The following is a 26,793-nucleotide window of genomic DNA, read 5'->3' on the forward strand; positions in this document are numbered from 1 at the left end:
GCGGGGATGACAGCAGGATGTTTGGCAAAATTCAGTAGCCCAGCGCCAGCGCGATCAGGCCGAGCGTACCGACGATCACGCGCCACCATGCGAACAACGCGAAGCCGTGGCGGGTCACGTAGCCGAGAAAGCTTTTCACCACGATGATCGCGGTGATGAACGACACCACGAAACCGATGGCGATGATCACGCCGTGATCTACCGAGAGATCGGCCCGGCTCTTGTAGAGATCGTAGACGAAGGCGCCGACCATGGTCGGGATCGCCAGGAAGAACGAGAACTCCGCCGCTGCGCGCTTCTCGGCGCCGAGCAGCATGGCACCGACGATGGTCGCGCCGGAGCGCGACACGCCTGGAATCATCGCCACGCACTGCGCCAGACCGATCTTGAGATACATCGGCAATGGGAACGTCGTGGCATCGTGATGCACGGGCTCAAGATCGAGCTGATCGACCCAGAGCAGGATCGCCCCGCCAACGATCAGCGAGAAACACACGACCCACGGATTGAACAGATAGCTTTTGACATAGCCGCCCGCAGCCGCGCCGATGATCGCGGCAGGCAGGAACGCGATCAGCACGCCGATCACGAAACGGCGCGCAGCAGCGTCGCCTTTGAACAGGTTCAGCGCGATATGCCACAACTTGCCGAAGTAAAGTGCAAGGATCGCCAGAATGGCGCCGAGCTGGATCAGCACGGCGAAGCTTTTCCAGAAATTGTCCTCGCCCAGATCGAAGAAGCGTTCCGCGAGCAGCAGATGCCCCGTTGAGGAAACCGGCAGGAACTCGGTGACACCCTCGACAATGCCGAGAATCACCGCCCTTATCGCATCAGACATCATCTGCTTATCTGTCCTTCGTCAGTGTGGGCCTGAAAAAGCCGGGTTCTTCTCGCCTATTCCCTTCATTGCTGCAATCGCAAATACCATCACATTCGCGGGTTGCCTCAGAGCCAAGCTTCGCTAGTTTGGCGCGCGCCGCGTGACACTTTTACCACCGACGCAACCGAGACGCTTTCTTAACGACCGCATAACTATCAAGGCCGGCATGTACACGCTTTACCATCACTCGTTCTGTCCGCATTCCCGCTTCATTCGTCTCGTACTCGGCGAATACGGACTCGATCTCACACTGGTGGACGAGCGGCCGTGGGATCGGCGCGAGGCATTTCTGGCGCTCAATCCTGCGGGAACTACGCCTGTGCTGCTCACCGACGGTTTCCCGCCCATTCCTGGCGCCGGGATCATCGCCGAATATATCGACGAGACCCATGGACCGGAGACGGGCGATCGTCGCCTGCTGCCTGTCGCGATGGCGGAACGCATCGAGGTGCGCCGGCTGATGGCCTGGTTCAACGAGAAATTCTTCGAGGAGGCGTCGGGTCCGCTGGTCACCGAACGCATCTACAAGCGCTTCATGAGCGAAGAGGTCGGCGGCGGCGCCCCGGCGATGGATGTGATTCGCGCAGCCACCGCAAATGTGCGCTATCATCTGGCCTATATCGGCTGGCTGGCGCGGACACGCAATTTTCTGGCCGGTGACCGACTGACTTATGCGGATCTGGTCGCGGCAGCTCATCTGTCGGCGATTGACTATCTGGGCGATGTGCCATGGAGCGAGGACGACGCAGCGAAGGCGTGGTACGCGCGGGTGAAATCCCGTCCGTCGTTCCGACCGCTGCTGAGCGAATGGCTGGCGGGCGTGCCGGCATCGCGGACCTATGTGGATCTCGATTTCTGAGCCCATCTGCTGACGATGCAATCGCCACTCTTCCCGCCGATCTCAAGGATACGCTGACGCGCGAGGCGAAGGCGCTTGGCTTCGATTCAATCGGGATCACCGATCCAGATGCCATCGCCGGCGTTCGCGAGCGGCTGCAGGAATTTCTCAACGCCGGCGCCCATGGTGATATGGAGTGGCTTGCCGACAATCCCGACCGCCGCGCCGACCCCAAGGTGATGTGGCAGGACGTTCGCTCCGTCATCATGCTCGGCGTCAATTACGGACCTGACGAGAACCCGCTTGAGATTCTAAAGCAGCGCTCGCATGCTGCGATCTCGGTCTATGCCCGCGGCGACGACTATCATGACCTCATCAAGAAGCGCCTGAAGCTGCTGGCGCGCTGGCTGATCGCGCAAGCCGGCGGCGATGTGAAAGTGTTTGTCGATACGGCTGCCGTGATGGAAAAGCCGCTCGCCGGCGCCGCAGGATTGGGCTGGCAGGGCAAGCATACCAATCTCGTGTCGCGCGAATTCGGCTCGTGGCTGTTTCTCGGCGCGATCTTCACCACGCTCGAACTGCCGCGCGATGCGCGCACGGTCGATCACTGCGGCTCGTGCCAGGCCTGCCTCGACAGTTGCCCGACATCGGCCTTTCCGGCGCCTTACAAACTCGATGCGCGGCGCTGCATTTCCTATCTCACCATCGAGAGCAAAGGCCCGATCCCGCACGAGTTCCGCAAGCCAATGGGCAACCGCATCTATGGCTGCGACGATTGCCTCGCCGCCTGCCCGTGGAACAAATTCGCGCAGGAAGGCCGCGAGATCAAACTCGCCGCACGCGACGAGTTGCGCGCGCCGTCGCTGGCCGAACTTGCAAGGCTCGATGATGCGGCTTTCCGCGCGTTCTTTACGAAGTCACCCGTGAAGCGCATTGGCCGCAACCGCTTCATCCGCAATGTGTTGATCGCCATCGGCAATTCGAACGACCTATCGCTGGTAAGCGATGCGCAGCAGCTGCTGGGCGATGAAAGTCCTGTGGTGCGCGGGGCAGCGATATGGGCGCTGTCGCGACTGATGCCTGCGGATGCGTTTGCTGCATTGGCTGTGCAGTTCACCGAAGCCGAACAGGACGATAGCGTCGGCAGCGAGTGGCGACTGGCCCTCAGTTCGTCAGATGTCGCGCCATCTCCGGTCGCGCTTTGAGCGCTTCACCCTGCTTGGCGACGATCTTGGCGATGCGCTCCGGCGCGAAATGCAAATCGACGAAGGCCGGCGCCGTATTGGCCACTTCATGATAGCTCACGATCTTGCCGTCACGCAGCGTCATGATCGCAACGCCCTCGAACATCGCGCGGCCGCCATTGGCTTCCGGGAGTTTCGAGCGATAACTGAACGTGTAGCGCGCATAGAGCGTGGTGCCGTCGCTGACGGGCGTGTGCATGTCCCAACGAAAATCTTCCGCGGTCCGATAGAACCAGTCGTCGACCATGTCGGCGATTTTGGCACGGCCTTCGAATGCGCCGTAGAAGACGTCGTGATAGACGCCGTCTTCAGTGAACAGCGCGGCGAAGCTCTGGCCGTCACGCTGTTCAACGGCATCGCAAAATGCGCGCAAGAGTGCCGTAGCGTCCATCCGAATTCCTCCCGCTGATTGTCGCTCTTTTCAGGCGAGCCTATTCAACGGCACGGGTGATGCAATCAAAACTCCGCTACAGCCGACAATAGTCGCGCAATGTCCTGCGGGCGTGACAGCCGATGGTCGCCGTCCTGGATCATGGTCAACACGACATCTTCGCTCGGCAGCCGTTCGGTCAGCCGGAAAGCGTGCTGCCAGGGCACGTCGGGGTCCTGCCTGCCTTGCAAAATCCGCACGGGGCAACCGACATCGATCGTACCGCCGAGCAGCAGGTGATTGCGCCCCTCTTCGATCAACCGCCGCGTGATCGGATAGGGCTCGCCATATTCCGACGGGCGCAGCCATTGACCGGTGGTCTCGATCTCCGCGCGGATTTCCGGCGAGAAGCCTTTCCACATCAGCTCTTCGGTGAAATCCGGCGCCGGCGCGATCAGCACCAGGCCCTTCAGCGTCGCGCGCCCTACTTTGCCGCGTCGGGCCAGCGCGCGCGCCAGCAGCAGTGCCATCCAGCCGCCCATCGATGAGCCGATCACCACCTGCGGACCCTGGCAGGCTGCATCGAACGCCGCGAGGCTATCCTCCAGCCATTGGCCGATGGTGCCATCGACGAAATCGCCGCCGGATTCGCCATGGCCGGAATAATCGAAACGTACACAGGCCCGGCCATGGTCGGCGGCCCAGGCATCGAGCGCCACCGCCTTGCCGCCCTGCATGTCGGATTTGAAGCCACTCATCCAGAACAGGCCCGGAGCAGCGCCGTCGCGGACCCGCATCGCGATCTGGCGGCGGCTGCTGCCTGTACCTGCCGTGATGAAAGCGGGGTCGGTCGATACCGTTGTGCTCATCAAACCATCCTTGTTCGACCCTGAAATGCCGATTGCTGTTTGATTGAGCAGGTCGGGATCGTCAACGTCGATCCCTCAACGTCCATATCATCCCAGGGAACGTCCACCTCGATGCCGCGTTGCGCTCCTGTCAACCACGGCTTGCAGAACGGGCCGGGGAACTCTATTTGAGCAAGGTCAGCGGTGTACGACGCCTATGGCCTTTCGCGTGACGAAATTGCCTCGTATTTGAGTGATTGGCGCTGCGTTGCGTGAGTTTGCTTGCTCCAAACGCCTTATTCCTTCACACTGCGGCCTTCCTAAACAACATTGGAGAGTTACCCATTCGCCGTCCCAACAGAGCCCCGCCCGCCGCAACCAAAGACGGGCCGCGCACCAACGATGAAATTCGCAATCTGCAGATCCAGCTGATTGATCAGACCGGCCTCAACCACGGCACCGTGGAAACCATTGCTGCGATCAAGATGGCGATGGAAGCCGGTATGGATCTGGTCGAGATTTCGCCGAATGTGAGCCCCCCCGTCTGCAAGATCATGGACTACGGGAAGTTCAAGTATTCGGCGCAGAAGAAGGCCGCCGAGGCCCGCAAGAAGCAGAAGATCGTCGAAATCAAGGAGATCAAGCTCCGCCCGATGATCGATGATCATGACTACGACGTGAAAATGCGCGCAATGCAGCGCTTCTTCGAAGAAGGCGACAAGGTGAAAATCACCTTGCGCTATCGTGGCCGCGAAATGGCGCACCAGGAAATCGGTACCAAGCTGCTCGACAAGGTCAAAGCAGACGTCGCCGAATACGCCAAGGTGGAGCAGGACGCGCGCTTCGAAGGTCGTCAAGTGGTGATGGTGCTTGCACCGCGCTGATCACAGCGCCGACTGACCTTAACGAGGTTGGTAATCAGAAATTTCGGCCCGTCAGATTTCTGGCGGGCCTTTTTTCTTTGGGCGTATTCGGAGATCGTTTGGAGCTGGACGGCTCAGCCCGAAATGAGGGCGAGTGCACCGGCCAGCGCGAGAGCCGCGGCGAGGCCAGCGGCTGCGAACATCCAGCGGGTGGCGGTCTGAGCAGCAGCATCTTGCTGGATGGCAACCGCCCTTGCGGCGGCACGTGCATTCCGGGCCATTGTCGTCGTCCCTCTGTTTCTCTGGTCCGGATCACATAGGCATCCGGGGCGCGTCGGACCAGTCTGAAGCCATGCGCTAAACAGAGTGTTGAGCCGCGTTAATCGTTGCCATCGGAGCATTCCTCTGCCATAAGCGCAACCTTCGTCGCCCGGCTGATTAAGGGCTGCCGTGTCGACGACTGTGCTGACTTCCCGCAAACGGCGGTTAGTTGAGCATTTTCAACGCTCTAACGAGCATTTTAGCCGACGCAACGCCTTTCGGGGCGCTTTCTGCGTGGCCATAGGAGAGCCAAATGCCCAAGCTGAAGACCAAGTCGGGCGCTAAAAAGCGCTTTAAAGTCACCGGAACGGGTAAGGTCATGGCCGCCCATGCCGGTAAGCGCCACGGTATGATCAAGCGGACGAAGAAGCAGATTCGTCAGCTCCGCGGCACCCGCGTGCTGTTCAAGACCGACGGCGACAACATCAAGCAGTACTTTCTGCCAAACGCCTGATCGCCCTTACGCCGCTTCATTGCGGCGGATATCACCCCTTTTGTTATTTCAGATGAAGGAGATCAGTCATGGCTCGCGTAAAACGCGGTGTGACGGCTCACGCCAAGCATAAGAAAGTCTACAAGGCCGCCAAGGGTTTCCGCGGCCGCCGCAAGAACACCATTCGCGCCGCAAAGGCCGCCGTCGACAAGGCCGGCCAATATGCGTTCCGCGATCGCAAGCGCAAGAAGCGTACGTTCCGCGCGCTCTGGATCCAGCGTCTCAACGCTGCCGTCCGTCCGCTCGGCATGACCTACAGCGTGTTTATCAACGGTCTCGCCAAGTCCGGCGTGACGGTCGACCGCAAGGTGCTCTCGGATCTCGCGATCAACGAGCCGGCGGCGTTCAACGCGATTGCTGAGAAGGCCAAAGCTGCACTCGCAGCCTAAGCCAGCAAAGGCCGCACTGGCGGCCTGAGCTCTCCACTCCGCGTATTCATCGACATTGTCATGGCCGGGCAGAAGCGTTCACGCGCTCCTGTCCCGGCCATTGACGTCTTAATCCCTGTGATACCCGTGCTGTAGAAGCTGGTGCCCGGCCTTCCGTCGGACGCGCAGACAGCAAGAGGCGCCCGCCTCTCTCATCGAGGTTGCTGATGTCCGATCTGACGACGCTCCAACAGACTATTCTGGCCGATATTGCCAATGCCTCCGACGAAGCCGCCCTGGAAGCCGTGCGCGTCGGCGCGCTCGGCAAGAAGGGTTCGATCTCCGCGCTGTTGTCGACTCTCGGCAAGATGACGCCAGAAGAACGCAAGACCGAGGGCGCGGCCATCAACCTGGCCAAGGACACCGTCACGCAAGCGCTGACCGCGCGCCGCGATGTGTTGAAATCCGCAGCCCTCGATGCACGTCTCGCTTCCGAGACCATCGACGTGACGCTGCCGCTGCGCGATGGCCCCGCTGAACTCGGCCGCATTCATCCGCTCAGCCAGACCTGGGACGAATTGACGACGATCTTCGCCGATATGGGCTTCGCCGTCGCCGAAGGTCCGGATATCGAGACGGACGACTACAATTTCACCAAGCTGAATTTCCCCGAGGGCCATCCCGCCCGCGAGATGCACGACACCTTCTACTTCAATCCGAAGGAAGACGGCTCGCGCCTGCTGCTGCGCACGCATACATCACCGGTTCAGGTGCGCACCATGCTGAGCCAGCAGCCGCCGATCCGCGTGATCTGTCCGGGCCGCACCTATCGCAGCGACTCTGACCAGACTCACACGCCGATGTTCCATCAGGTCGAAGGTCTCGTCATCGACAAGGGTTCGCATCTCGGGCACCTCAAATGGATCCTGCACGAATTCTGCAAGGCTTTCTTCGAAGTCGATAACGTCAATATGCGCTTCCGTCCGTCGTTCTTCCCGTTCACGGAGCCGTCGCTGGAAGTCGATATCCAGTGCCGCCGCGACAAGAACGAGATCCGCTTCGGCGAAGGCGAAGACTGGCTCGAGATTCTCGGCTGCGGCATGGTGCATCCGAATGTGCTACGCGCCTGCGGCATCGATCCCGATGTGTATCAGGGCTTCGCCTGGGGCATGGGCATCGATCGTATCGCGATGCTGAAATACGGCATGGCCGACCTGCGTCAGCTGTTCGAAGGCGACGTGCGTTGGCTCAATCACTACGGCTTCAAGCCGCTTGAAGTACCGACGCTGGCCGGAGGACTGAGCACGTGAAATTCTCCCTCTCCTGGCTGAAGGATCATCTCGAGACCGACGAGTCGCTCGAGACGCTGACCGACAAGCTCACCATGATCGGGCTCGAGGTCGAACATATCGACGATAAGGCGAAGCTGCTGAAGCCGTTCACGATCGCCGAGATCGTCACAGCCGTGCAACATCCCAATGCAGATCGGTTGCGCGTCTGCACCGTGAATGCCGGCGATGACAAGCTGCTGCAGATCGTCTGCGGGGCGCCGAATGCGCGCGCGGGACTGAAGACCGTCCTCGCCAGGCCTGGTACTTTTATCCCGGGTAAGGATTTCACCATCGGCCTCGGCAATATCCGCGGCGTCGAAAGCCAGGGCATGTTGTGCTCGGCCGGCGAACTCGGACTCCCCGACGCGATCGACGGCATCATCGAACTGCCCGCCGATGCGCCCGTCGGCGCAATCTATCCCGACTGGGCCAAACTCGGCGATCCCGTCATAGAAATCAACCTGACGCCCAATCGTCAGGACTGCACCGGCGTGTCGGGCATTGCGCGCGATCTCGCCGCGGCCGACATGGGCGTGTTCAAGAATCCCGGCATCAAGCCGATCAAGGGCGAATTCCCCTGCCCGGTGAAAGTCACCGTCGAAGACGCCAAGCTGTGCCCCGGCTTCGCACTGCGTCTCGTGCGCGGCGTCAAGAACGGCCCATCGCCGGAGTGGCTGCAGAAGAAGCTGACCTCCATCGGCCTGCGCCCGATCAATGCACTGGTCGACATCACCAACTTCCTGACCTTCGACCGCGCCCGTCCGCTGCATGTGTTCGATGCGTCGAAGGTAAAGGGTGACATCGTTGTCCGCCGCGCACGTGACGGCGAGACGCTGCTCGCGCTCGACGGCAAGACCTACACACTAGACAGCAAGGCCTGCGTTATCGCCGATGACAACGGCGTGGAATCGCTCGCCGGCATCATGGGCGGCGAAGCCTCCGGCTGTTCGGAAGACACCACCGATGTACTGATCGAATCCGCGCTGTGGAACGAGATCAATATCGCCCAGACCGGCCGCAGGCTCGGGATCAATTCCGACGCGCGTTATCGGTTCGAGCGCGGCGTCGATCCGGTCTTCATGGTGCCCGGTCTCGAACTGGCAACCAAGCTGGTGATGGAACTGTGCGGCGGCACTCCGTCGGAGAGCATCGTCGTTGGCAAGCCCTACGGCGACGACCGTATCATCGACTTCCCGATTGCCGAGGTGAAGCGCCTCGCCGCCATCGACGTGCCATTCCCGGAGATGCGACGCATCCTGACGCATCTCGGCTTCATGGTGGCCGGCAGCGGCCCCGTGGTGAAGGTTGCAGTGCCGTCATGGCGTAGCGACGTGACCGGCAAGGCTGACATCGTCGAAGAGGTCATGCGCATCTTCGGCGTCGACAAGGTGCCGATGACGCCGTTCCCGCGCGGCGATGCCCCGCGCAAGCCGGTACTGACGCAGATCCAGCAGCGCACCCGCCGCGCCAAGCGTGGACTGGCCGCGCGCGGCCTCGTCGAGGCCGTGACATGGTCGTTCATCTCGAAGCCGCATGCCGAGGTGTTCGGCGGCGGCGCGCCGGAACTGGCGCTGGCCAACCCGATCGCCTCCGACCTCTCCGACATGCGGCCGAGCCTCTTGCCCGGACTGATCGCAGCCGCTCAGGCCAATGCGCATCGCGGTTCGTCCGACCTAGCGCTGTTCGAAGTCGGCCAGATCTTCCGCGGCGATCGCCCGCAGGATCAGTTCATGGCTGCATCCGGCGTGCGGCGTGGCCTCGCCTCGTCGGCTGGCAACGGCCGTCATTGGTCAGGCGCCAGCGCTGCGAACGCACTCGACGCCAAGGCCGATGCCTTTGCAGTTCTCGCAGCCGCAGGTGCACCGATGCAGGCGCTGCAGATCGTCGCCGGTGGCGCGAACTGGCTGCATCCCGGCCGTTCGGGTACGATCCAGATCGGACCGCAGAACGTCCTCGGTTATTTCGGCGAGCTGCACCCGCGCACGCTCGAAGCACTCGGTGCCGACGGCCCGTTGATGGCGTTCGAAGTGATCCTCGATCGCATTCCCGACGCCAAGCAGAAGGCGACCCGCGCCAAACCGACTTTGGAGCTCTCGGCGTTCCAGCCTGTATCACGCGACTTCGCCTTCATCGTCGATCGCAAGGTCAGGTCCGGCGACATCGTCCGTGCGGCAGCCGGCGTAGACAAGAAGCTGGTCACCGATGTGACCGTGTTCGACGTCTACGAAGGCAAGGGCATCGACGACGACAAGAAGTCGGTGGCAATTGCGGTCACGATCCAGCCGCGCGAGAAGACGCTGACTGATCAGGAAATCGATGCGGTGGCAGCGAAGATCGTGGCGGAAGTAACGAAGAAGACGGGCGGCACGTTACGCGCATGATGGAATCACTCGGCCTGGTCCAGTATTCGACCACGTCGCTCGTTTTTATCACCGTCACCGCCTTCATCGCCGGACTGGCCCGCGGGTTTTCGGGCTTCGGTTCGGCGCTGATCTTCATGCCGCTCGCCTCAAGCGTGGCGGGCGCGCAGGTCGCGTCGCCCTTGCTGCTGCTGATCGACTTCTCGACCACGCTGACGCTGATCCCGAACGCCGCAAGACGAGCCGACAGGCGCGACGTCAGCATCATTTCGCTGGGCGCACTTATTGGCGTGCCGCTCGGCACGATGGCCTTGGCCTGGGCCGATCCGCTGACTGTTCGTTGGGGCATCGTCGCACTGATCGTCACGATGCTGACGCTACTGATCTCCGGCTGGCGCTATCCCGGTAAGCCAACCGTTCCGGTGACGGTCAGTGTCGGCGGCGTCGCCGGCTTTTTCGGTGGCTTGGCGCAACTCGGCGGCCCGCCGATAGTGATGTATTGGCTGCGAGACGCCGCAGTCGCTGCCGTCACCCGCGCAAATATCATCCTGTATTTCGCGGTCGCAGACGTCTTGATCATCATCAGCTATACGATCGGCGGATTGTGGAGCACGGCCATCCTTGGGCTCGCGGTAGTCACCGGCCCCCTGTTCGGCCTCGGCCTGTGGATTGGCTCGAAACTGTTCGGCAAGGCCAGCGACGAGCTGTTCCGCAAGATCTGCTACGCCCTAATAGCCGTCTCGGCGCTGATCAGCCTGCCGCTGTTCGACGGGATATTTCACTGACGCTTGCGTGACTTGCGGCGCCAGCCGGCGCGGCGCTAGGGTCTCTCCAATTCAAGAACAACGGGAGAAGACCATGATCGATCGCCGCGACATGCTGAAGTTTGCCGCTGCCGGCGCCATGGTCTTCGCGGCACGCCCCGCGCTGGCGCAGACGCCGGCAAAACCGCGCACCAGGATCATATTTCTCGGCACCAAGGGCGGCCCACGCGTCGGCGTCGGTGCATCCAATCCCGCCAATCTCGTTGTGGTCAACGACACGCCACTCGTGATCGATTGCGGCATGGGCGTCAGCCGGCAACTGGTCAATGCCGGCGTGCCGCTTCCCTCGGTGAAGTATATCTTCATCAGCCACCACCATTCCGATCACAATCTGGAATACGGCAACTTGTTCTACAATGCTTGGGCCGCAGGCCTCTCGACGCCGATCCACTCGTTTGGTCCCAAGGGCATCGAGGCAATGACCCGGACTTACTGGGAGTTGAACAAATTCGACGTTGATACCCGTATCGAAGATGAAGGTCGCCCCGATCCGCGGCCGTTGCTCGTTGCCAAAGATATCACCGAGGATGGCGTGGTGCTGCAGACCGCCGACGTCAAGGTGACAGCGTTTCGCACTCCGCATCCGCCGATCGTCGACAGCTTCGCCTACAAATTCGAGACGCCCGACGGCGTCATCGTGTTCTCCAGCGACACCGCTTACAACCCGAGGCTCGCAGAGTTCGCCAAGGGAGCGGACGTGCTGGTGCATGAGGCACTTTACGTGCCCGCTGTTGACCGGCTGGTGATCAAGACGAAGAACGGCGCGACGCTGAAAAAACATTTGATGGAAAGCCACACCACTACCGAGGATGTCGGCCGCATCGCCGCCGCGGCTGGCGTGAAGGTGCTGGTGCTCAGCCACTTCGTGCCGGGCGACGATCCCGAAATCACCGACGAGGACTGGATCTCGGGCGTGCGAAAGAATTTTTTCGGCAAGATCATCGTGGCCAAAGATCTGATGCAGCTGGCGCTACCGGTGTAGCGCCAATAGCAGCCTCACGTCGCGGCTACTCCAACCCCGCTCCGCTCGATCGCTGCCGCCGCTGCTTCGTCCGCACCGGCTTGTCTGGTTCCGGCTCTTTCATTGCGCCGATCTTCTTGAGCGCCGCCTCTGCTGCGCGCTCGCCGCTTTCCCATGCGCCATCGACCGTGCCCCACAATGTTTCGTGCGTGGCTTCGCCGGCAAGGAACAGATTGCCCATAGGCTCAGCCAATACGCGGCGCGAGGCCTGGCCACCCGGTGCGGCCCCCGACATGGCTCCGAGCACGAATGGCATCGTATCCCAGCGCGTCGTTGCAGAACGCTTGATCGCCGGTTTGATATCGGAGCCGAACAGCTTCGTCAGCCATTCAACGGCGAAAGCCACCATCACGGCCTCGCCCTGAGTTGCAAGGTCGCGGCCGAATGCGCCCGCGACATCGACGGTACACAGCGATGACCCGCCAATGTTCGCAAACAGTGCACCGGTACGTGTGCTCGTGCTTTGCTCGACCATCAGCTCATCGCGACCCAGCCCGAGCGGATTGCCAGTAAACTGTAGCGCGATACGGTCATAGCTGCCGAGGCTGAGTTTTGCCGCCGCGTCGAGCTGCCGCTTTGGCAGTTCCGGCGTGAACTTGATTGTCCCCGACGACAACACATTGCTTGATGCGGTGATGATCACCGCCCGCGCCGCAATGCGCCCTGACGCCGTCTCAACGCCGATGTCGCGTCCGCTCCAGGTCACGCGCGTCGCAGGGGTCGACAGCGCCACCGGGACGGCCTCGCCGAGTTTGCCCATCAACGCGCCGAGTCCCTGGCGCGTAGCGACATCGATGGCGCGATCCTGCGCGCGCGAAAGATCCAGCGTCGAGAGATCCTTGAGGTCCTTGCCGGTCGCATAGGCCCCGAGCACAAAATCGATCGTGCCCGCCCAGTCCCCGAGGTCCTTCGGCAGCGCCGCGGCGCAGGAGATGTCGGCACGGCGCGCTGCTTCGTCGATGGCGCGATTGGCCCGCACGACCGCAGCGAGCAATTCCTCGGTCTCGCCGGCGCGGGCATTGCGACGGCCGATACGCAGCTTCTGGCTCGGCGGCGATGGCGCGACATCAATTCCCACCGGCCGGGCAAGCTTCACCACTGCGTTGGTTTCCGGCGTGTGCAGCCAGCGCGCGCCGCGATCGAACGGGGCGTCGAAACTTGTCGCGTCTGTCATGCACCGTCCGCCAATCCGGCTGGAGGCCTCGACCACGATCACCTTGCGATTGGCCGCCTGGATACGACGCGCCGCAGCGATGCCCGCAGCGCCCGCGCCAATCACGACAATGTCAGCATCCCGCGGCAGCGACGCGGCCAATGTCCTTGCGCCGAACAGCGGCACAAGTGTCAATGCTGCGGACGCCGACAGGAAATCTCGGCGTGAAATCGTCATGACATGGTTTCCGAAATTTTATGATGCATGAGAACGTCTCGCGAACCTTGCCGTATTCGAGGGTGTGCGGCAACCGTCGTGGTGAATGAATTGTCACCAGCGCCGCGCGGGCATGAACCAAATTGCAATGGCTCTCGACCATGATGGAGCCAGGGAAAGCGGTCGACATGAACCGCGCTGGGGGAGTCACGATCATGGGCCTCATGCTCGATACGGTCGGGAAACTGATCGCGAAATATCTGCAGAAGGAGCTGCCCGGCTACGAGCCTTTCACGCCGAGCGACCCCGAACGCCTGCGCGGTATCATCGAGGAAGGTGACGTGCTGCTGGTCGAAGGCAACAACCGCGTCTCCGGCATCATCAAATATCTCACGCAATCGACCTGGTCGCATGCCGCGCTCTATGTCGGCCCAATCGATGGTGCTGCAGAGCCGAACGGCGAGCCGCATGTGCTGATCGAGGCCAATATCGGCGAAGGTGTCACCTCGGCACCGCTGTCGAAATATTATCCGTTCCACACCCGCCTGTGCCGCCCGGTCGGTCTGTCTTACGAGGACCGCACCACTGTGTGTCGCTACGCCATCAACCGGATTGGCTTTGGTTACGACACCAAGAACATTCTCGACCTGATGCGCTTCCTGATCCCGCTGCCAATACCGCAGCGCTGGCGGCGGCGCATGATCGCTTTCGGCTCCGGCGATCCCACCAAGATCATCTGCTCGGCATTGATCGCGCAGGCTTTCGATGCCGTGCGCTATCCGATTCTGCCGAAAATCACCCGCGCCGGTAGCCGCCAGGCCCGTCGCGAGATTCTGCACATCCGCGATTCATCGCTGTATATGCCCAGGGATTTCGATATCTCGCCCTATTTCGAAGTGGTGAAGCCGACCATTGAACTCGGATTCGACTACACGGCGTTGCATTGGGCCGACAAACAAAAGCCGCTCCGGGAGGTGGCGGGCACTTTCGATCCATTTCCGGACGTCTTCGGCACGCCGCCGCTCATTCCTGAGACGACTGACACGGAAGCGGAAGTGGCTGACGAAGACGTGAGCAGGCCTCGGATCAGGCTAATCGCCTGATCCGCCACTTCACGACTTGACCGCGCCCGCTGTGAGTCCGCCGACCATGTAGCGCCGGAAGGCGTAATACACTGCGGCTGGTGGTAGCGCGTAAATAAAGCCCGTGGTCATCAGCAATTCCCAGGGTGAGTCATCAGCGGCCAGGAAGTTGCCGAGCGCGACGGGTAGCGTGATCTCGGTATCCTTGGACAGCAGCAGAAAGGCGTAGAGATATTCGTTCCAGGCGAGCAGCAGCGCATAGGTCCCGATCGCGACCAGCGATGGCAACATCAGCGGCACATAGACCATCCGAAACAGTTGCAGCGGCGTCGCGCCATCCATGATGGCGGCTTCGTCGAGCTCGAACGGCAGCTTGTCGGACGCCTGCTTGAGCACCCAGATCGCATAGGGCGAAGCAATGGTCACCATCGCCAGGATCAACGACCAGTGATTGTTGAGCAGGCCGTAATTGCCCATGGTGCGATACATTGGCACAGCGAGGAATGCGGCGGGAATGAAATAGGTGAACAGCGCCATGTTCATCACCGTTCGGCCGCCGCGGACGCGCAGGCGACTGATCGCAAAGGCCGCCGATGTCGCAATCACCAGCGTCAGCGCACCGACCGCCACCGCGATGACGACCGAGTTCAGGAACTGCGCCCAGAAATCGCGCAGGAAATAGTGCTGCTGATTGAACACGATTCTGAAATTGTTCAGCGTCGGATGGTCGGGCCACAACTTGCCCGCGAATGCATCCTGCTTCGGCGAGATCGCGAACAGGAACATGTGATAGATGGGAATCAGCGTCCAGATCAGCACGGGAATGCCAATCAACAACAGTCGCGCTTCGGTGCCGACCTCTCGTAGCGTTGGCACTCTCATCGGGTGAACCTCTTCATCGAGAGAGCCGTTTCATCATGAAATAGACCAGCGGCAGCACAAGCGGCATCGCGCAAACGATGGATGCCATCGACATGTCGAGCTGATCGAGGCGGAGATAGCGAATCCCCAATGTAGACAGAACATGAGTGAGATCCGCTGGCCCGCCTCCCGTCAACAGATAGACGCTGTTGAAGTCGCCGAGCGTCCAGATCATCGAAAGCAGCGTGCAGGTGAGATACAGCGTCTGCATCGATGGCCAGGTGATGAAGCGGAATTTCTGCCACCAGCTGGCGCCGTCCACATCGGCGGCCTCGAACATGTCCGTCGAGATTGCCAGACGTCCTGTCATCAGGATCAGCGTCCAGAACGGCAGCGACTTCCAGATGTGGACCATGATCGCCAGCGTCAGGCCGATAGCGGGATCGTTCAGCCAGTTGGGCCCATCCTCGCCAGTAAACTTGAAGATCAGATTATTGATCACGCCCCATTCGGGATTGAACATGAAGCGCACCGACAGGATGGTCGGGATCGACGGCACCGCCCAAGGCAGGATGAACAGTACCGACAGCCAGCGTATCCATGTCCGTGACTGCACGAAGAAGCCGGACAGAAACAGAGCGATCAGCATCTTCACATTGATGCCGATAATCAGGAAGATCAGCGTGTTGACGACGGCGCGCGCGAATACCGGATCGTTATAGAGCGCGACGTAACTCGCCGGGTGCCGCGCCAGCCACAAGCCATAACCGATCGGATAGACCACGAAGGCGGCGAACACGAGCAGATAGGGCGCGATCATCACGACGCCCCAGACCTGCGGCGTCGTCAGGCGGGCCGACCATGGCCGGCGTGGCAGCGTATCGGCGGGAGCGGGATAGGTGATCGTGGCCATGCTGTACACCATTGCAAAAGCCGGCCGCGAGGGCGGCCGGCTTTGTCTCGGACTAACCCGCGATTTCCTTGATGCGGGCGATCAACTCATCGACGGCCTTCTCGACCGGTACCTTCTCGCTGACCACGCGGTTCATCGCCTTGGCCCAGACGTTCTCGTTATTGAGGATCGTGAACTTGTAGTTCTTTACGAAATCGAACGACGAGGTGCCTCCCGTGAACTGGGTGTAGACCGCCTTGCGATGCTTGTCGGCCTGCCAGAACGGGCTTGCCTGTCCAGCCTTGGTCACCGGGAACCAGCGACCGAGCGCGCCCTCGACATAGGGGCCCAGGTTTTCTTCTTCCATCAGGAACTTGACGAACTCCTTGGCGCCCGCCTTGTTCTTCGACTGCGAGAAGATCATCCCCGTCTTCACGTCGGAGCGATACTTGATCGGCGTGCCGTCCGGCTTCAGCGGGAACGATGCAGTGACGATGGTTTCCTCATAGGCCTTCTTGCCGGCCGCGCGTTGCTCCGGCGTCAGCGTCTGGTTCTGCGAATCCTCAAACCACTTCGCCGCGATCGAAATCGTGAAGTTGTGGGTCATGATGATGCTCTTGTTGTGGAAGGCGACATTGTTGTCGGGGTCCTTCCACGTTGTCGAGGATGGCGGCGTACAGCCCTTGATATAGGTGTCGGTATAGTCCCTGAGTGCGCCGATCAGGCCTTCCTTGACCTTGGGGTCGTCCACCAGAAGCTTGCCATCGTCGTCCACCAGCTTGACGTTATAGGCATCCATGAAGGTGTAGAATGACTGCAGCGAGTCCGTGGACTCCACGCCCATCGGCTGGCCGACACCATAGGCACGGCTGCCTGACGCCTTGCGATAGGCCGGCTGGACCTTGTCGCACCAGAACGACCAATAACCCTTCCAGTCCTTGGGAATATCACTGATCTTGTAGCCGGCCTGCTCGAGCAGATCGCTCCAGATCTCCACATGCATCGACTGCTGCTTCAGCGGAAAGCCGTAATACGCCTTCTTCTTGGTCTGACCGTTCATCAGATAGGCCGTCTCGACCGTGTTCGGCGCAAATTTATCCATCATCGGCTTTAGGATGTCGGTGATATCTTCCAGCTTGCCTTCGAAGGCCCATTTGCCGGATGCCTGCACATCGTAGGTGTCGGCATAAGCGACATCTGGCGGCGTGCCGGAATCCAATGCGGCCACGGTCTTCGGGATCATGTCCTGAATGGCATATTGCGAGAGTTCGACCTTGATCTTGGTTTTGTCTTCGAACTTCTTGATCGCCGCCAGCAGCGATTCATCTTCAGACTTATAAAACCCCTTGCTGAACCAGACGGTGATGCTTTGCTGCGCGAAGGCGGGCGCTGCGGTCAGAAACAAGCCGGAAGCGGCAGTGGCGAAAACAAGCGCACGGGTACCCTTGGTGATCAAGACGTCGTCCTCCCTGATGATTGTTTTTCTTGAGACTACCTCTTTCTATTTATCCGTCCAGTGAAGAAGTCGATGCTGCGCTGCACTTGTCTGACAACTTCGCAAGGGTTACGTCTTCGTGATTGCAAGGAGAAAATCGGATGCTTGTCGCTGCCGCCAAGGCGCTATCGCAAATTCTTTCACCACCGATGCGCAGCATCCTGTGGAAGTCGATCGGACTTGCCCTGGTTTTAATCACTGTCCTGGCAATCGGCATGCAGCGGTTGTTGAACTGGGCTGCCACTTCGGGCGGCGTCTGGGCCGAAAGCACGATCGGGTCGGACTACCACATGATGATCAATGTGCTGTCCTGGATCTTGTCGATTGCCGCCGGTCTCGGCGTCGTCGTCGGCGCAATCTTTCTGATGCCGGCGATCACGTCACTGGTCGCCAGCGTGTTCGTCGATGATGTTGCCGATATCGTCGAGCGCGAGCACTATCCCGCGGAGCGGGTCGGCGTCGCATTGCCGTTCGGGCTCGCTATCACCGAAGGCGGCAAGACCGCGCTGCTGACCATCGCGGTCTATCTGATCGCGCTGCCCTTCGTATTCTTCGCCGGTATTGGTTTCGTTGTCTTCTTCATCGCCACAGCCTGGCTGCTCGGCCGCGAATATTTCGAGCTGGCTGCCATGCGGTTCCGCTCGCCAGCGGACGCCAAGGCGATGCGCAAGCAGCATGCGGCGACGGTGTTCACCGCCGGGCTATTCATCGCAGCCTTCGTCTCGATCCCGATCGTCAACCTGGCCACGCCGCTGTTCGGCATGACCTTCATGGTCCATATGCACAAGCGGTTGAGCGGACCACGACCGGAGCTGATCGGGCCAGGTCGCGTGACGAAGATGCCCGTCGCCTAGACCACGGTCTTCTCCGGCCACTGGCATAGATCGTTGATCAGACACACCTCGCAGCGCGGCTTGCGCGCGAGACACGTATAGCGGCCGTGCAGGATCAGCCAATGATGAGCATGCAGCATGAACTCGTCGGGGATCACGCGCTCCAGCTCCAGCTCCACGTCAAGCACGTTCTTGCCCGGCGCCATGTTGGTGCGATTGCCGACGCGGAAGACATGGGTGTCCACAGCCATCGTGTGCTCGCCAAACGCCATGTTGAGCACGACATTGGCGGTCTTGCGCCCCGCCCCCGGTAACGACTCGATTTCGGTGCGGGTGCGCGGCACGACGCCGCCGAATTCGCGGATCAGCTTTTCCGAGAGCGCGATAACGTTCTTCGCCTTGGTGCGATAGAGGCCGATGGTCTTGATATAGTCCCGCACCGCCTCTTCGCCGAGATCGATCATCTTTTGCGGCGTATCGGCGATGGGAAACAGCGCGCGCGTTGCCTTGTTGACGCCGGCGTCAGTCGCCTGCGCGGACAACACCACTGCAACCAGCAATGTGTAGGGATTGAGATGTTCGAGCTCGCCCTTGGGCTCGGGATTGGCCTTGCGGAAGCGCGAGAAGGCTTCATGGACCTGGGCTTTGGTCCAAGGCTTCAACTTGATGGGTTTCAGCTTGATGGGCTTCGGCTTGGCGACCTTCTTCGCAGGCGCCTTTACCGCTTTCGCTACAACCTTCTTTGCAGGACTGGACTTTGCGCTGGCGGCGAGCTTGCGGGTGATTTTCGGCATCAAAGGGATATACTGAGGGACCATGACATCAGGCAACGACTTTGACGTCTCGCAGGAACCGATGCTGTTCAGCGCGCTGCTGCGTCCGCATCACGCGCTGGGTCGCAAGGGCTTCCTCGTGCTCATGGGTTTCATCAGCATGGTCTCGTTCGGCGCGGGGATGGCCTTCCTGCTGATGGGCGCCTGGCCGGTGCTCGGCTTTTTCGGCCTCGACCTGCTGGCGATTTATATCGCCTTCAAGGTCTACGACAGACGCGCCAGGGCCACCGAAGAGATCACGGTCACGCCGTCGGAAATCCGTGTGCGCCGGGTCAGCCCATCAGGCGACGTCGTGGAATGGGCATTCAATCCACTCTGGGTGCAGATCGATCAGGTGTGCCACGCCGAATTCGGCATCGAGCAGCTTTTTCTGGTGTCGCGCGGCCGTCGGGTGTCGATCGCACGGTTCCTCGGCGCGGAGGAAAAGGCGAGCTTCATCAAAGCCTTGATGGAAGCGCTCCAGGCCGCCAAACGCGGCCCGACCTATAATCCGGTGAACTGATGATCCATCGGGAAACGGGTGGTTTGCGCGTCGGGGCAGGCCTACATCGATATCATGATGAATCTTGCCAGAGACCTAGCGATGACTGAGCATCGCCCGATCAAGCCGGGCCAGCGCGACGCGGCCCTGCGCGATTACGATTCCGTACGCCGTGCCATCGGCTTCATGCACTCGCAGTGGCGGGACCAGCCGAACATCGAGGCCGTGGCGGATGCCGCGAGCGTGACGCCGGACGAGTTGCATCACCTGTTCCGCCGCTGGGCGGGACTGACACCGAAAGCGTTCATGCAGGCGCTGACGCTCGACCACGCCAAGCACCTGCTGCGCGATTCCGCCAGCGTCCTCGACGCCGCGCTCGACTCAGGCCTTTCCGGCCCGGGCCGGCTGCACGATCTCTTCGTAACCCATGAAGCGATGTCACCCGGAGAATGGAAAACCGGCGGCGCCGGCATGGAGTTGCGCTACGGCTTCCATCCCTCACCGTTCGGCACCGCGATCGTGATCGCCAGCGACCGCGGCCTTGCGGGTCTCGCTTTCTCCGATCCGGGCGACGAACAGCGCGCTTTCGCCGACATGAGCCGGCGCTGGCCGGCGGCCACATTGATTGAGGACACTCCCGGCACGGCCGGACTGGCGCAGCGCATCTTCGACAGCAAGCTGTGGCGCCCGGACCAGCCGCTGCGGGTGGTGTTGATCGGGACGGATTTCGAAGTCCGCGTCTGGGAAACGCTGCTGAAGATCCCGATGGGTCGTGCGGTCAGCTATTCGGATATCGCCTGCAAGATCGACAACCCGAAGGCCTCACGCGCCGTCGGCGCGGCCGTGGGCAAGAACCCGATTTCCTTCGTGGTGCCGTGCCATCGCGCGCTCGGTAAATCCGGCGCGCTGACGGGTTATCATTGGGGCATCACCCGTAAACAGGCCATGATCGGCTGGGAAGCCGGACAGGTGGGAGCGAATTAGCAGCAATGGGCCGCAGTTTCCTGCGGCCCATTGGACTGAACGAACGACTAAGACGCTTCCTTCAGCACGGGCGCTGAGGATTCGTCGGTCTTCATTTCTTCAAGGCTGCGGTTCCGTGGCTCAATGCCGAACGCCCACACCGTGATGATCTGCAGCACCAGCAATCCGATCATCAGCGCCATTACGCCCGCAACGCCGCGCGCCTCGAACAGGGTCACCACCAAGAACGGCGTCACGATGGTTGCGCCGCGCCCCAGCGTGTTGACGATCCCCGACGCCCGCAAGCGCACTTCGGTGGGGAACAGTTCGGGGATATAGATGCCGAACAGCAACGCAACCAGCACATAGATCGGGATCGTGAGCGCGAAACCGACCGCTGGCAGCAGAAGCGGATCGGAAATCATCGGATAGATGATGCCCAACACCACCGCGATCAGCGACGAACCGATAATGGTCGGCTTGCGGCCCCAACGGTCGGCCGTCAGCGCGCCGATGGCCGAGCCGACCGGAGCACCCAGCGCCATCAGCAGCGAGTAACTGAACGACGTGGCGACACTCAATCCCTGTTTGATGAAGAACACCGGCAGCCAGGTCACGAAGCCATACAGCAATGTGTTGATGGTGATCAGGCAGATCGAACCGACGATCATACGCGACAGCAGTGGGGGCGCGAATAGCGACGACAGCTGGCCGGACGCCTGCACGGTCGGGACCGTGGTCACCGGCGGCAGCGGCTTGCCTTGGGCGGCCTCACTCTCGATCTTCTGCATGAGCGCCTCTGCCTCCTCGCGGCGGCCGACGGCCTCGAGCCAGCGCGGCGACTCCGGCAGGTTCTTGCGCATGTACCAGACCACCAGCGCACCGATGCCGCCGAGCACGAACATGGCGCGCCATCCGAACATCGGCACCACGAACGAGGCCACCAGTAGTGCCACTGGCAAGCCACTGACGACGCAGACGGCCATCAGCCCCAGATACTTGCCGCGCGAACGCGCGGGAACGAACTCGGTCATCGTCGAGTAGCCGACCACGTTTTCGGCACCGAGGCCGAGACCCATCACGAAGCGGCACAGGATCAGGATGGTCATGTTTGGTGCGAATGCCGCCGCAAGCGATGCCACGCCGAACAGCAACAGATTGAACTGATAGGAGAAGCGACGGCCGTAGCGATCGCCGAGAAAGCCGGTGCCGAACGAGCCGAGCATCATTCCGAAGAACGTCGCCGAAATGAACAGCGCATTCTCCGCGAGCGTCGAGAAGCCGCTCTTGAGCGTTACGCCGAGCACTGTTCCTGCGATATAGATGTCAAAGCCATCGAAGAACATTCCAATCCCGATCAACGTCATGATGCGGTAGTGGAACGGTCCGATCGGCAGCCGGTCCAACCGGCCGCCCGCATTTACTGATGTCGGCATCGTCGTCTCTCCCTGTTTGTTTCCATATCGATTAGCGCCGTCCCTCTGTGGGGGATCTGTTGGCGATCGCTTTGCTCTAGTTCAGTCGCTTCTGCCCCGCCGTGTCGCGATACCAGTCGAACGGGCCATCGCCCGTCGCCACCATCACGCTCTTGGTGTTGAAGTGATCATCGAAGCTTTCGGTGCCGCATTCACGGCCGATGCCACTGTCGTCCACGCCGCCCCAGGGCGATGCAGGATCGAGGCGATGATGATCGTTGATCCAGACGATACCCGCCTTGACGCGGCCGGCCACGCGATGTGCGCGCGCGACGTCACGGGTGCGGATCGCCGCTGCAAGTCCGAACGGGGAATCATTGGCCAGACGCAACGCATCGGCCTCGTCCTTGAACGGCGTGACAGAGGTGAACGGGCCGAACACCTCTTCCTGGAAGATGCGCATGTCCGACCGAACATCGGCGAACACCGTCGGCTCCACGAAGAACCCGTTTTCGTGACCGGCAACCTTTGCCGCAACGCCACCAGCAACCAGCCGGGCACCGTCTTCGTGACCGAAACGCGCATAGGAAAGCACGCGGTCACGCTGGCGCGCCGAGATCACCGGGCCGAGCTGCGTGTTGGGATCGAACGGATCGCCGATACGGATAGACTTCGTCTTGGCCTGTAGCTTCGCTACGAACTCGTCGTAGATCGAGGCCTGCACGATATGCCTGGAAGCGCAGACGCAAGTCTGGCCGGCACCGATGAAGGCACCGAAGGCAGCGTAGTTCACTGCCTGATCGACATCGAAATCGTCGAACACCATGACAGGCGTCTTGCCGCCGAGCTCCATGGTCTGATGCGCGAACACTTTCGCCGCGGATGATCCGGCGATGCGCCCGGCTTCGGTGCCGCCGGTCAGCACCAGCTTGTTGATGTCAGGGTGTTCGGACAACATCTTGCCGGCACTTGGGCCGTAGCCCAGCACGATATTGAACACACCCGGCGGCAGGCCGGCTTCGGTGAAGATCTGCGCGAGCTTCAGCGTGGTCAGGGGCGTGTATTCCGAGGGCTTCACGACCGTCACGCAACCGGTGGCCAGAACGGCAGCCAGCGACTTGCACAGGATCATCAGCGGATGATTGAACGGCGTACAGTTCGCCACGATCCCGATCGGCGTGCGCAGCGTATAGTTGAGATACGCGCCTTCAACCGGAATGACGGAATCGCGCCGCGCCAGGGCGACGCCCGCGAAGTAGCGGAAGAAGTCCGGGAGGCGCGAGAGCTGCGCACGTGTCTCGTTGACTGGACGGCCGTTGTTCAACGTTTCCAGCCGATACAGCGTGTCTAGGTTGGCCTCGAACGCATCGGCGAGCTTATTGATCAGGCGCGCACGGGCACGTGTATCCATGCCACCCCAGGCGCGCCCTTCGAACGCCGCACGCGCGCTCTTCATGGCATGATCGATATCGGCTGCGGTCGAATTGGGAATTCGTGCGATGACGTCGCCCGTGGCCGGGTTGCGCACATCGATCATCTCGCCGTTGCCGGCTTCGATTTCGCGGCCATCGACGAAATTGCCGTGGATCTCGACATCGATGGAGCCTGTTTTTGTTGGAATGTTCATAGATCTCTCCCTTCGACGATGATCGCGTTACGCGCCAAGGCAGGCAGCACGCGCTTTTCTGTTTTCTCGATGTGAGCCTTGATGATGCGCGCAGCGCCGCGCTGGTCGCGGCGCTGCATGGCGTCGATCAGGCTGACGTGCTCGCCCACGAGCTGCATGTGATCGCGGCCCTTGACGTTGGCGATGCTGATACGCACCAGCCGGTCGGCCTGTTCGATCAGATCGCGCGCGGCCGACGCCATGCGCCGGTTGCCGGACGCCTGTGCCAGCGCGATGTGGAAGGCGCGGTTATAATCGATGAAATCTTTCGCCGAGCCGTCGAACGACCTGTATTGGTCCAATCCGCGCAGGATGTTGTCCGAGGCGTGCTCGATCGCTTCCGACACACAGGCCGGCTCGACCGCATAGCGAAACCGCAACAGGTCCCGGGCGTCCGAGATCGAGATCGGATTGACCCGATAACCCTGGCGCGGCTGCACCGTCACGAGATGCTCGCGCTCGAGCCGCAGCAAAGCCTCACGTACGGGCTGGCGGCTGACCGCATAGCGCTCCGCCAGCTCCTGCTCCCGCATATCATCGCCTGGCAAAAAGCGACACATCAGGATATCAGACCTGAGGCTGTTGTAGACATTATCTCGAAGAAGCACGGATATTTCCTCTGATTCTCCGACAAAGATGCATCTCGTGAAATATCACGTCAAGTCAGATTTGCGCGATCGAGGACTTGCTTTTAGGCTCCGGTCCGGGACACAACAGGACAGGCGGATGCGACAGCCGACCAGGCTGCGGGCTGCAAGCTTTTGACGAGAGAGGCAAAAATGGCAGATCGGCGCTTGGCAAACGGCACCGTCAATGCAGCGCAATTCGGCGAAGGACCGGCCATCGTGCTGCTTCACTCGCTGCTGTCTGACCGGGCAAGCTTCGACAGCATCGTGCCGTCGCTGGCCAAGACCCACCGTGTCATCGTTCCCGAATTGCCGGGTTTTGGGGGATCAGACGCCGTAAGCGGCGGACTGGCGGCCGTAGCGGACCGCGTGGCGGAGGCCGTCAGGGACTGCGGCGACGGCGCGGACACGATCGTGCTCGGTAACGGCTATGGCGGTTTCGTTGCCTTGCAGATGGCGATCCGCCATCCCGGCATTGCAGGCCGTCTGGTTCTCTCCGATTGCGGCGCAGCGTTTTCCGAACCTGGCCGCGAGGCGTTCCGCAACATGGCGACGGCAGCATCGACCAAGGGATTGCCGGCGATTACCGATGTCGCGATGCGACGCTTGTTCGCCGCTGAATTTCAGGAACAGAACCCGGAGCTGATGCGCGATCGCCGCGAGGCCTTTTTGCGCACGGATCCCGGCGTGTTTCAGAGTGCCTGCGAGTCCCTGGCGACGCTGGACCTGCGCCCTGAGATCGGGACCGTCAAAGTGCCAGTGCTGGTGCTGGTCGGCGAGCACGATGAAGCGACGCCACCACCGATGTCCAGAGAGCTTACTGCCGGACTACTTGATGCACGGCTGATCGTGCTTCCGGGCTGCGCGCATGTCCCGCAATTGCAGAAGCCGGACGTCTTTCTCGATGCGATCTCGGATTTCGTGTCGGCTGCGATGGCGCGCTAGCCGCGCCACGCAACCGAGCGCGTCGATCAACCCGCCAGATCGAGTTTCGACGCCACCGTCGCATCGGCATTGAGCCGATAGATCACCGGCACGCCGGTTGCGAGTTCGCGGGCGAGAATGCCTTCCGGCGTCAGCTTCTCCAGCACCATGATCAGGGCACGCAGCGAATTGCCGTGGGCCGCTACCAGCGTGCGTTCGCCGCGCAGCACGCAGGGCAGGATTTCCTGCACGAAATACGGCAGCGTGCGCGCCAGCGTATCCTTTAGGCTCTCGCCACCGGGCGGCGGCACGTCATAGGAACGACGCCAGACATGGACCTGCTCCTCGCCCCATTTGGCGCGGGCGTCGTCCTTATTGAGGCCGGAGAGATCACCGTAATCGCGCTCGTTCAACGCCAGATGTTTCGTGATCGGCAGGCCGGTCTGGCCCATCTCTTCCAGTGCGAGATTGAGCGTGTGCTGCGCGCGGGTCAGCGCCGAGGTGAACGCGACATCGAAGGTCAGACCCTGCGCCTTCAGCTTGCGGCCGGCTTCCTTGGCCTCTGCGACGCCCTTCTCGGTGAGATCAGGATCTTTCCAGCCGGTGAAAAGGTTCTTCAGATTCCATTCGCTCTGTCCATGACGGACGAGGACGAGAAGACGTTCGTTCATCGAGAATTCCGTTTCGTTCTTCTTACATTTCACCAAGGCCGAGCACGTCAGCCATCGAGTACAAACCTGGCTTTTTTCCATGCGCCCACATCGCCGCCTTCAGCGCACCATGGGCGAAGATCATGCGATCCTCGGCCTTGTGCGACAGCTCGATGCGTTCATGGGGACCGGCGAAGATCACCGTATGATCGCCAGCGACAGTACCGCCGCGCAACGAGGCAAAGCCGATATCGCCGGTTTTGCGCGCGCCGGTGAGCCCGTCGCGGCCACGCGCCGAATGTTGCTCGAGCGGAATCTTGCGACCCTCGGCAGCAGCCTGACCCAGCATGAAAGCCGTGCCCGAGGGCGCGTCGATCTTGGCCTTGTGATGCATCTCCAGCACTTCGATGTCGAAGCCGTCATCGAGCGACTGCGCAACGCGCTTCACCAGCGCGGCGAGCAGATTGACGCCGAGGCTCATATTGCCCGACTGCACGACGATGGCCTGACCGGTCACGCTCTTGATCACCGCGTTGTCCGACGACGACAGGCCGGTGGTGCCGATCACGTGAACGAGGCCGCGCTGGGCTGCGATCGCAACATTGGCGATGGTCGCCGCAGGCACCGTGAAATCAAGGATACCATCGGCATCCTTCGACAGCGTCCAGAGGTCGGCCGAGAGTTTGACGCCGTTCTCGGGCAGGCCGGCGAGCACGCCGGCATCCTGTCCGAGCAGCTCCGAGCCGGGCGCCTCGAGCGCACCGGAAACGACAGCGCCGGGGGTTTCGGAGATGGTGCGGATCAGCGCGCGGCCCATTCGGCCGCCGGCGCCAGCAACGATCAGTCTCATATCGGACATTGAACGATCCTCAGTATCTCAAGGCGGTATAGCGGCGCGTTGCCACGGCGGCAACACGCCCACGGTACCTAAAGTCCTTAGAT

General features: G+C 61.3%; 28 protein-coding genes. 14 read left to right on the forward strand and 14 right to left on the reverse strand.

The window, feature by feature from the left end; all coding sequences use genetic code 11:
- Positions 1-31: 31 nt before the first annotated feature.
- A complete protein-coding gene (locus tag CHC01_RS05105) occupies positions 32-841 on the reverse strand; it encodes an undecaprenyl-diphosphate phosphatase (protein ID WP_170849629.1) in 810 nt (269 codons plus the stop codon).
- Between the two features lie 205 nt (positions 842-1,046).
- Here CHC01_RS05105 and CHC01_RS05110 point away from each other — a divergent pair, with 205 nt between their 5' ends.
- Positions 1,047-1,739, forward strand: a complete 693-nt coding sequence (locus tag CHC01_RS05110) for a glutathione S-transferase family protein (protein ID WP_089263016.1) — start codon at positions 1,047-1,049, stop codon at positions 1,737-1,739.
- Positions 1,688-2,923: a tRNA epoxyqueuosine(34) reductase QueG gene (gene queG / locus CHC01_RS05115; RefSeq protein WP_089263018.1), complete on the forward strand. Its 1,236-nt coding sequence runs from the start codon at positions 1,688-1,690 to the stop codon at positions 2,921-2,923. The genes CHC01_RS05110 and queG overlap by 52 nt, the downstream gene beginning before the upstream one ends.
- Here the strand turns inward: queG and CHC01_RS05120 are convergent.
- Positions 2,883-3,353, reverse strand: a complete 471-nt coding sequence (locus CHC01_RS05120) for a nuclear transport factor 2 family protein (RefSeq protein WP_089263020.1) — start codon at positions 3,351-3,353, stop codon at positions 2,883-2,885. The genes queG and CHC01_RS05120 overlap by 41 nt on opposite strands.
- A gap of 65 nt (positions 3,354-3,418) precedes the next feature.
- A complete protein-coding gene (locus CHC01_RS05125) occupies positions 3,419-4,201 on the reverse strand; it encodes an alpha/beta hydrolase (protein WP_089263022.1) in 783 nt (260 codons plus the stop codon).
- 323 nt (positions 4,202-4,524) lie between these two features.
- On the opposite strand from CHC01_RS05125, the gene infC reads away from it, so the two are divergent.
- On the forward strand, positions 4,525-5,064 hold the full coding sequence (gene infC / locus CHC01_RS05130) for a translation initiation factor IF-3 (RefSeq protein ID WP_086936983.1): 540 nt from the start codon (positions 4,525-4,527) through the stop codon (positions 5,062-5,064).
- Positions 5,065-5,177: 113 nt separating this feature from the next.
- Here the strand turns inward: infC and CHC01_RS32235 are convergent, their stop codons facing one another.
- Positions 5,178-5,324: a hypothetical protein gene (locus CHC01_RS32235; protein ID WP_176454502.1), complete on the reverse strand. Its 147-nt coding sequence runs from the start codon at positions 5,322-5,324 to the stop codon at positions 5,178-5,180.
- A gap of 293 nt (positions 5,325-5,617) precedes the next feature.
- On the opposite strand from CHC01_RS32235, the gene rpmI reads away from it, so the two are divergent.
- From rpmI to CHC01_RS05160, 6 genes are all read left to right on the forward strand, one after another.
- Complete coding sequence (gene rpmI / locus CHC01_RS05135; RefSeq protein ID WP_068730283.1) at positions 5,618-5,818, forward strand: 50S ribosomal protein L35; 201 nt, start codon at positions 5,618-5,620, stop codon at positions 5,816-5,818.
- Positions 5,819-5,886: 68 nt separating this feature from the next.
- Positions 5,887-6,246 (forward strand): 50S ribosomal protein L20, encoded by a 360-nt coding sequence (gene rplT, locus CHC01_RS05140; RefSeq protein WP_068730282.1) that lies wholly within the window; start codon positions 5,887-5,889, stop codon positions 6,244-6,246.
- Between the two features lie 206 nt (positions 6,247-6,452).
- Positions 6,453-7,535: a phenylalanine--tRNA ligase subunit alpha gene (gene pheS / locus CHC01_RS05145; protein ID WP_089263024.1), complete on the forward strand. Its 1,083-nt coding sequence runs from the start codon at positions 6,453-6,455 to the stop codon at positions 7,533-7,535.
- Positions 7,532-9,937, forward strand: a complete 2,406-nt coding sequence (gene pheT / locus CHC01_RS05150; RefSeq protein ID WP_089263026.1) for a phenylalanine--tRNA ligase subunit beta — start codon at positions 7,532-7,534, stop codon at positions 9,935-9,937. Before pheS ends, pheT begins: the two co-directional genes overlap by 4 nt.
- A complete protein-coding gene (locus CHC01_RS05155; protein ID WP_244558212.1) occupies positions 9,934-10,701 on the forward strand; it encodes a sulfite exporter TauE/SafE family protein in 768 nt (255 codons plus the stop codon). The genes pheT and CHC01_RS05155 overlap by 4 nt, the downstream gene beginning before the upstream one ends.
- Positions 10,702-10,774: 73 nt before the next feature.
- A complete protein-coding gene (locus CHC01_RS05160) occupies positions 10,775-11,722 on the forward strand; it encodes an MBL fold metallo-hydrolase (RefSeq protein ID WP_089263030.1) in 948 nt (315 codons plus the stop codon).
- 25 nt (positions 11,723-11,747) lie between these two features.
- Here CHC01_RS05160 and CHC01_RS05165 read toward each other — a convergent pair whose 3' ends face one another.
- Entirely contained in the window at positions 11,748-13,151 is a 1,404-nt protein-coding gene (locus CHC01_RS05165) for a flavin monoamine oxidase family protein (RefSeq protein WP_089263032.1), read from the reverse strand.
- A gap of 194 nt (positions 13,152-13,345) precedes the next feature.
- Here CHC01_RS05165 and CHC01_RS05170 point away from each other — a divergent pair, with 194 nt between their 5' ends.
- Positions 13,346-14,233 (forward strand): YiiX/YebB-like N1pC/P60 family cysteine hydrolase, encoded by an 888-nt coding sequence (locus CHC01_RS05170; protein ID WP_089263035.1) that lies wholly within the window; start codon positions 13,346-13,348, stop codon positions 14,231-14,233.
- Between the two features lie 9 nt (positions 14,234-14,242).
- Here CHC01_RS05170 and CHC01_RS05175 read toward each other — a convergent pair whose 3' ends face one another.
- The 3 genes from CHC01_RS05175 to CHC01_RS05185 are packed head-to-tail and all read right to left on the reverse strand — an operon-like array spanning position 14,243 to position 17,421.
- Positions 14,243-15,094 (reverse strand): carbohydrate ABC transporter permease, encoded by an 852-nt coding sequence (locus CHC01_RS05175; RefSeq protein ID WP_089263037.1) that lies wholly within the window; start codon positions 15,092-15,094, stop codon positions 14,243-14,245.
- 13 nt (positions 15,095-15,107) lie between these two features.
- Positions 15,108-15,986 carry a carbohydrate ABC transporter permease gene (locus CHC01_RS05180; protein ID WP_089263663.1) on the reverse strand — a complete coding sequence of 293 codons (879 nt, stop codon included), beginning with the start codon at positions 15,984-15,986 and terminating at the stop codon, positions 15,108-15,110.
- Between the two features lie 52 nt (positions 15,987-16,038).
- Positions 16,039-17,421 carry an ABC transporter substrate-binding protein gene (locus CHC01_RS05185; RefSeq protein ID WP_089263039.1) on the reverse strand — a complete coding sequence of 461 codons (1,383 nt, stop codon included), beginning with the start codon at positions 17,419-17,421 and terminating at the stop codon, positions 16,039-16,041.
- Positions 17,422-17,561: 140 nt separating this feature from the next.
- Here CHC01_RS05185 and CHC01_RS05190 point away from each other — a divergent pair, with 140 nt between their 5' ends.
- Positions 17,562-18,314: a sulfate transporter family protein gene (locus tag CHC01_RS05190; protein WP_089263041.1), complete on the forward strand. Its 753-nt coding sequence runs from the start codon at positions 17,562-17,564 to the stop codon at positions 18,312-18,314.
- On the opposite strand, the gene nth is transcribed toward CHC01_RS05190, so the two are convergent.
- Positions 18,311-19,087, reverse strand: a complete 777-nt coding sequence (gene nth, locus CHC01_RS05195) for an endonuclease III (protein WP_089263043.1) — start codon at positions 19,085-19,087, stop codon at positions 18,311-18,313. The genes CHC01_RS05190 and nth overlap by 4 nt on opposite strands.
- 22 nt (positions 19,088-19,109) lie before the next feature.
- Here nth and CHC01_RS05200 point away from each other — a divergent pair, with 22 nt between their 5' ends.
- The gene (locus CHC01_RS05200; protein WP_089263045.1) at positions 19,110-19,628 is read left to right on the forward strand and encodes a DUF2244 domain-containing protein; all 519 of its coding nucleotides are present in this window, start codon (positions 19,110-19,112) and stop codon (positions 19,626-19,628) included.
- An 81-nt stretch (positions 19,629-19,709) separates the two neighbouring features.
- Positions 19,710-20,591, forward strand: coding sequence for a methylated-DNA--[protein]-cysteine S-methyltransferase (locus CHC01_RS05205; RefSeq protein ID WP_414716825.1), 882 nt, complete (start codon positions 19,710-19,712; stop codon positions 20,589-20,591).
- Between the two features lie 47 nt (positions 20,592-20,638).
- On the opposite strand, the gene CHC01_RS05210 is transcribed toward CHC01_RS05205, so the two are convergent.
- The 3 genes from CHC01_RS05210 to CHC01_RS05220 form a co-directional block, all read right to left on the reverse strand.
- A complete protein-coding gene (locus CHC01_RS05210; protein WP_089263047.1) occupies positions 20,639-22,006 on the reverse strand; it encodes an MFS transporter in 1,368 nt (455 codons plus the stop codon).
- Between the two features lie 76 nt (positions 22,007-22,082).
- On the reverse strand, positions 22,083-23,612 hold the full coding sequence (locus tag CHC01_RS05215; RefSeq protein ID WP_089263049.1) for an aldehyde dehydrogenase: 1,530 nt from the start codon (positions 23,610-23,612) through the stop codon (positions 22,083-22,085).
- Positions 23,609-24,259 carry a GntR family transcriptional regulator gene (locus tag CHC01_RS05220; protein ID WP_089263051.1) on the reverse strand — a complete coding sequence of 217 codons (651 nt, stop codon included), beginning with the start codon at positions 24,257-24,259 and terminating at the stop codon, positions 23,609-23,611. The genes CHC01_RS05215 and CHC01_RS05220 overlap by 4 nt, the downstream gene beginning before the upstream one ends.
- 171 nt (positions 24,260-24,430) lie before the next feature.
- Between CHC01_RS05220 and CHC01_RS05225 the strand changes: the two genes are divergently transcribed.
- Positions 24,431-25,222, forward strand: a complete 792-nt coding sequence (locus CHC01_RS05225) for an alpha/beta fold hydrolase (protein WP_089263053.1) — start codon at positions 24,431-24,433, stop codon at positions 25,220-25,222.
- 26 nt (positions 25,223-25,248) lie between these two features.
- On the opposite strand, the gene CHC01_RS05230 is transcribed toward CHC01_RS05225, so the two are convergent.
- Positions 25,249-25,872, reverse strand: a complete 624-nt coding sequence (locus tag CHC01_RS05230) for a 2,3-bisphosphoglycerate-dependent phosphoglycerate mutase (RefSeq protein ID WP_089263055.1) — start codon at positions 25,870-25,872, stop codon at positions 25,249-25,251.
- A gap of 22 nt (positions 25,873-25,894) precedes the next feature.
- Positions 25,895-26,710, reverse strand: coding sequence for a 4-hydroxy-tetrahydrodipicolinate reductase (dapB, locus tag CHC01_RS05235; protein WP_089263057.1), 816 nt, complete (start codon positions 26,708-26,710; stop codon positions 25,895-25,897).
- Positions 26,711-26,793: the final 83 nt, after the last annotated feature.

Source organism: Tardiphaga sp. OK246, from assembly GCF_900188215.1.
Taxonomy (GTDB): domain Bacteria; phylum Pseudomonadota; class Alphaproteobacteria; order Rhizobiales; family Xanthobacteraceae; genus Tardiphaga; species Tardiphaga robiniae.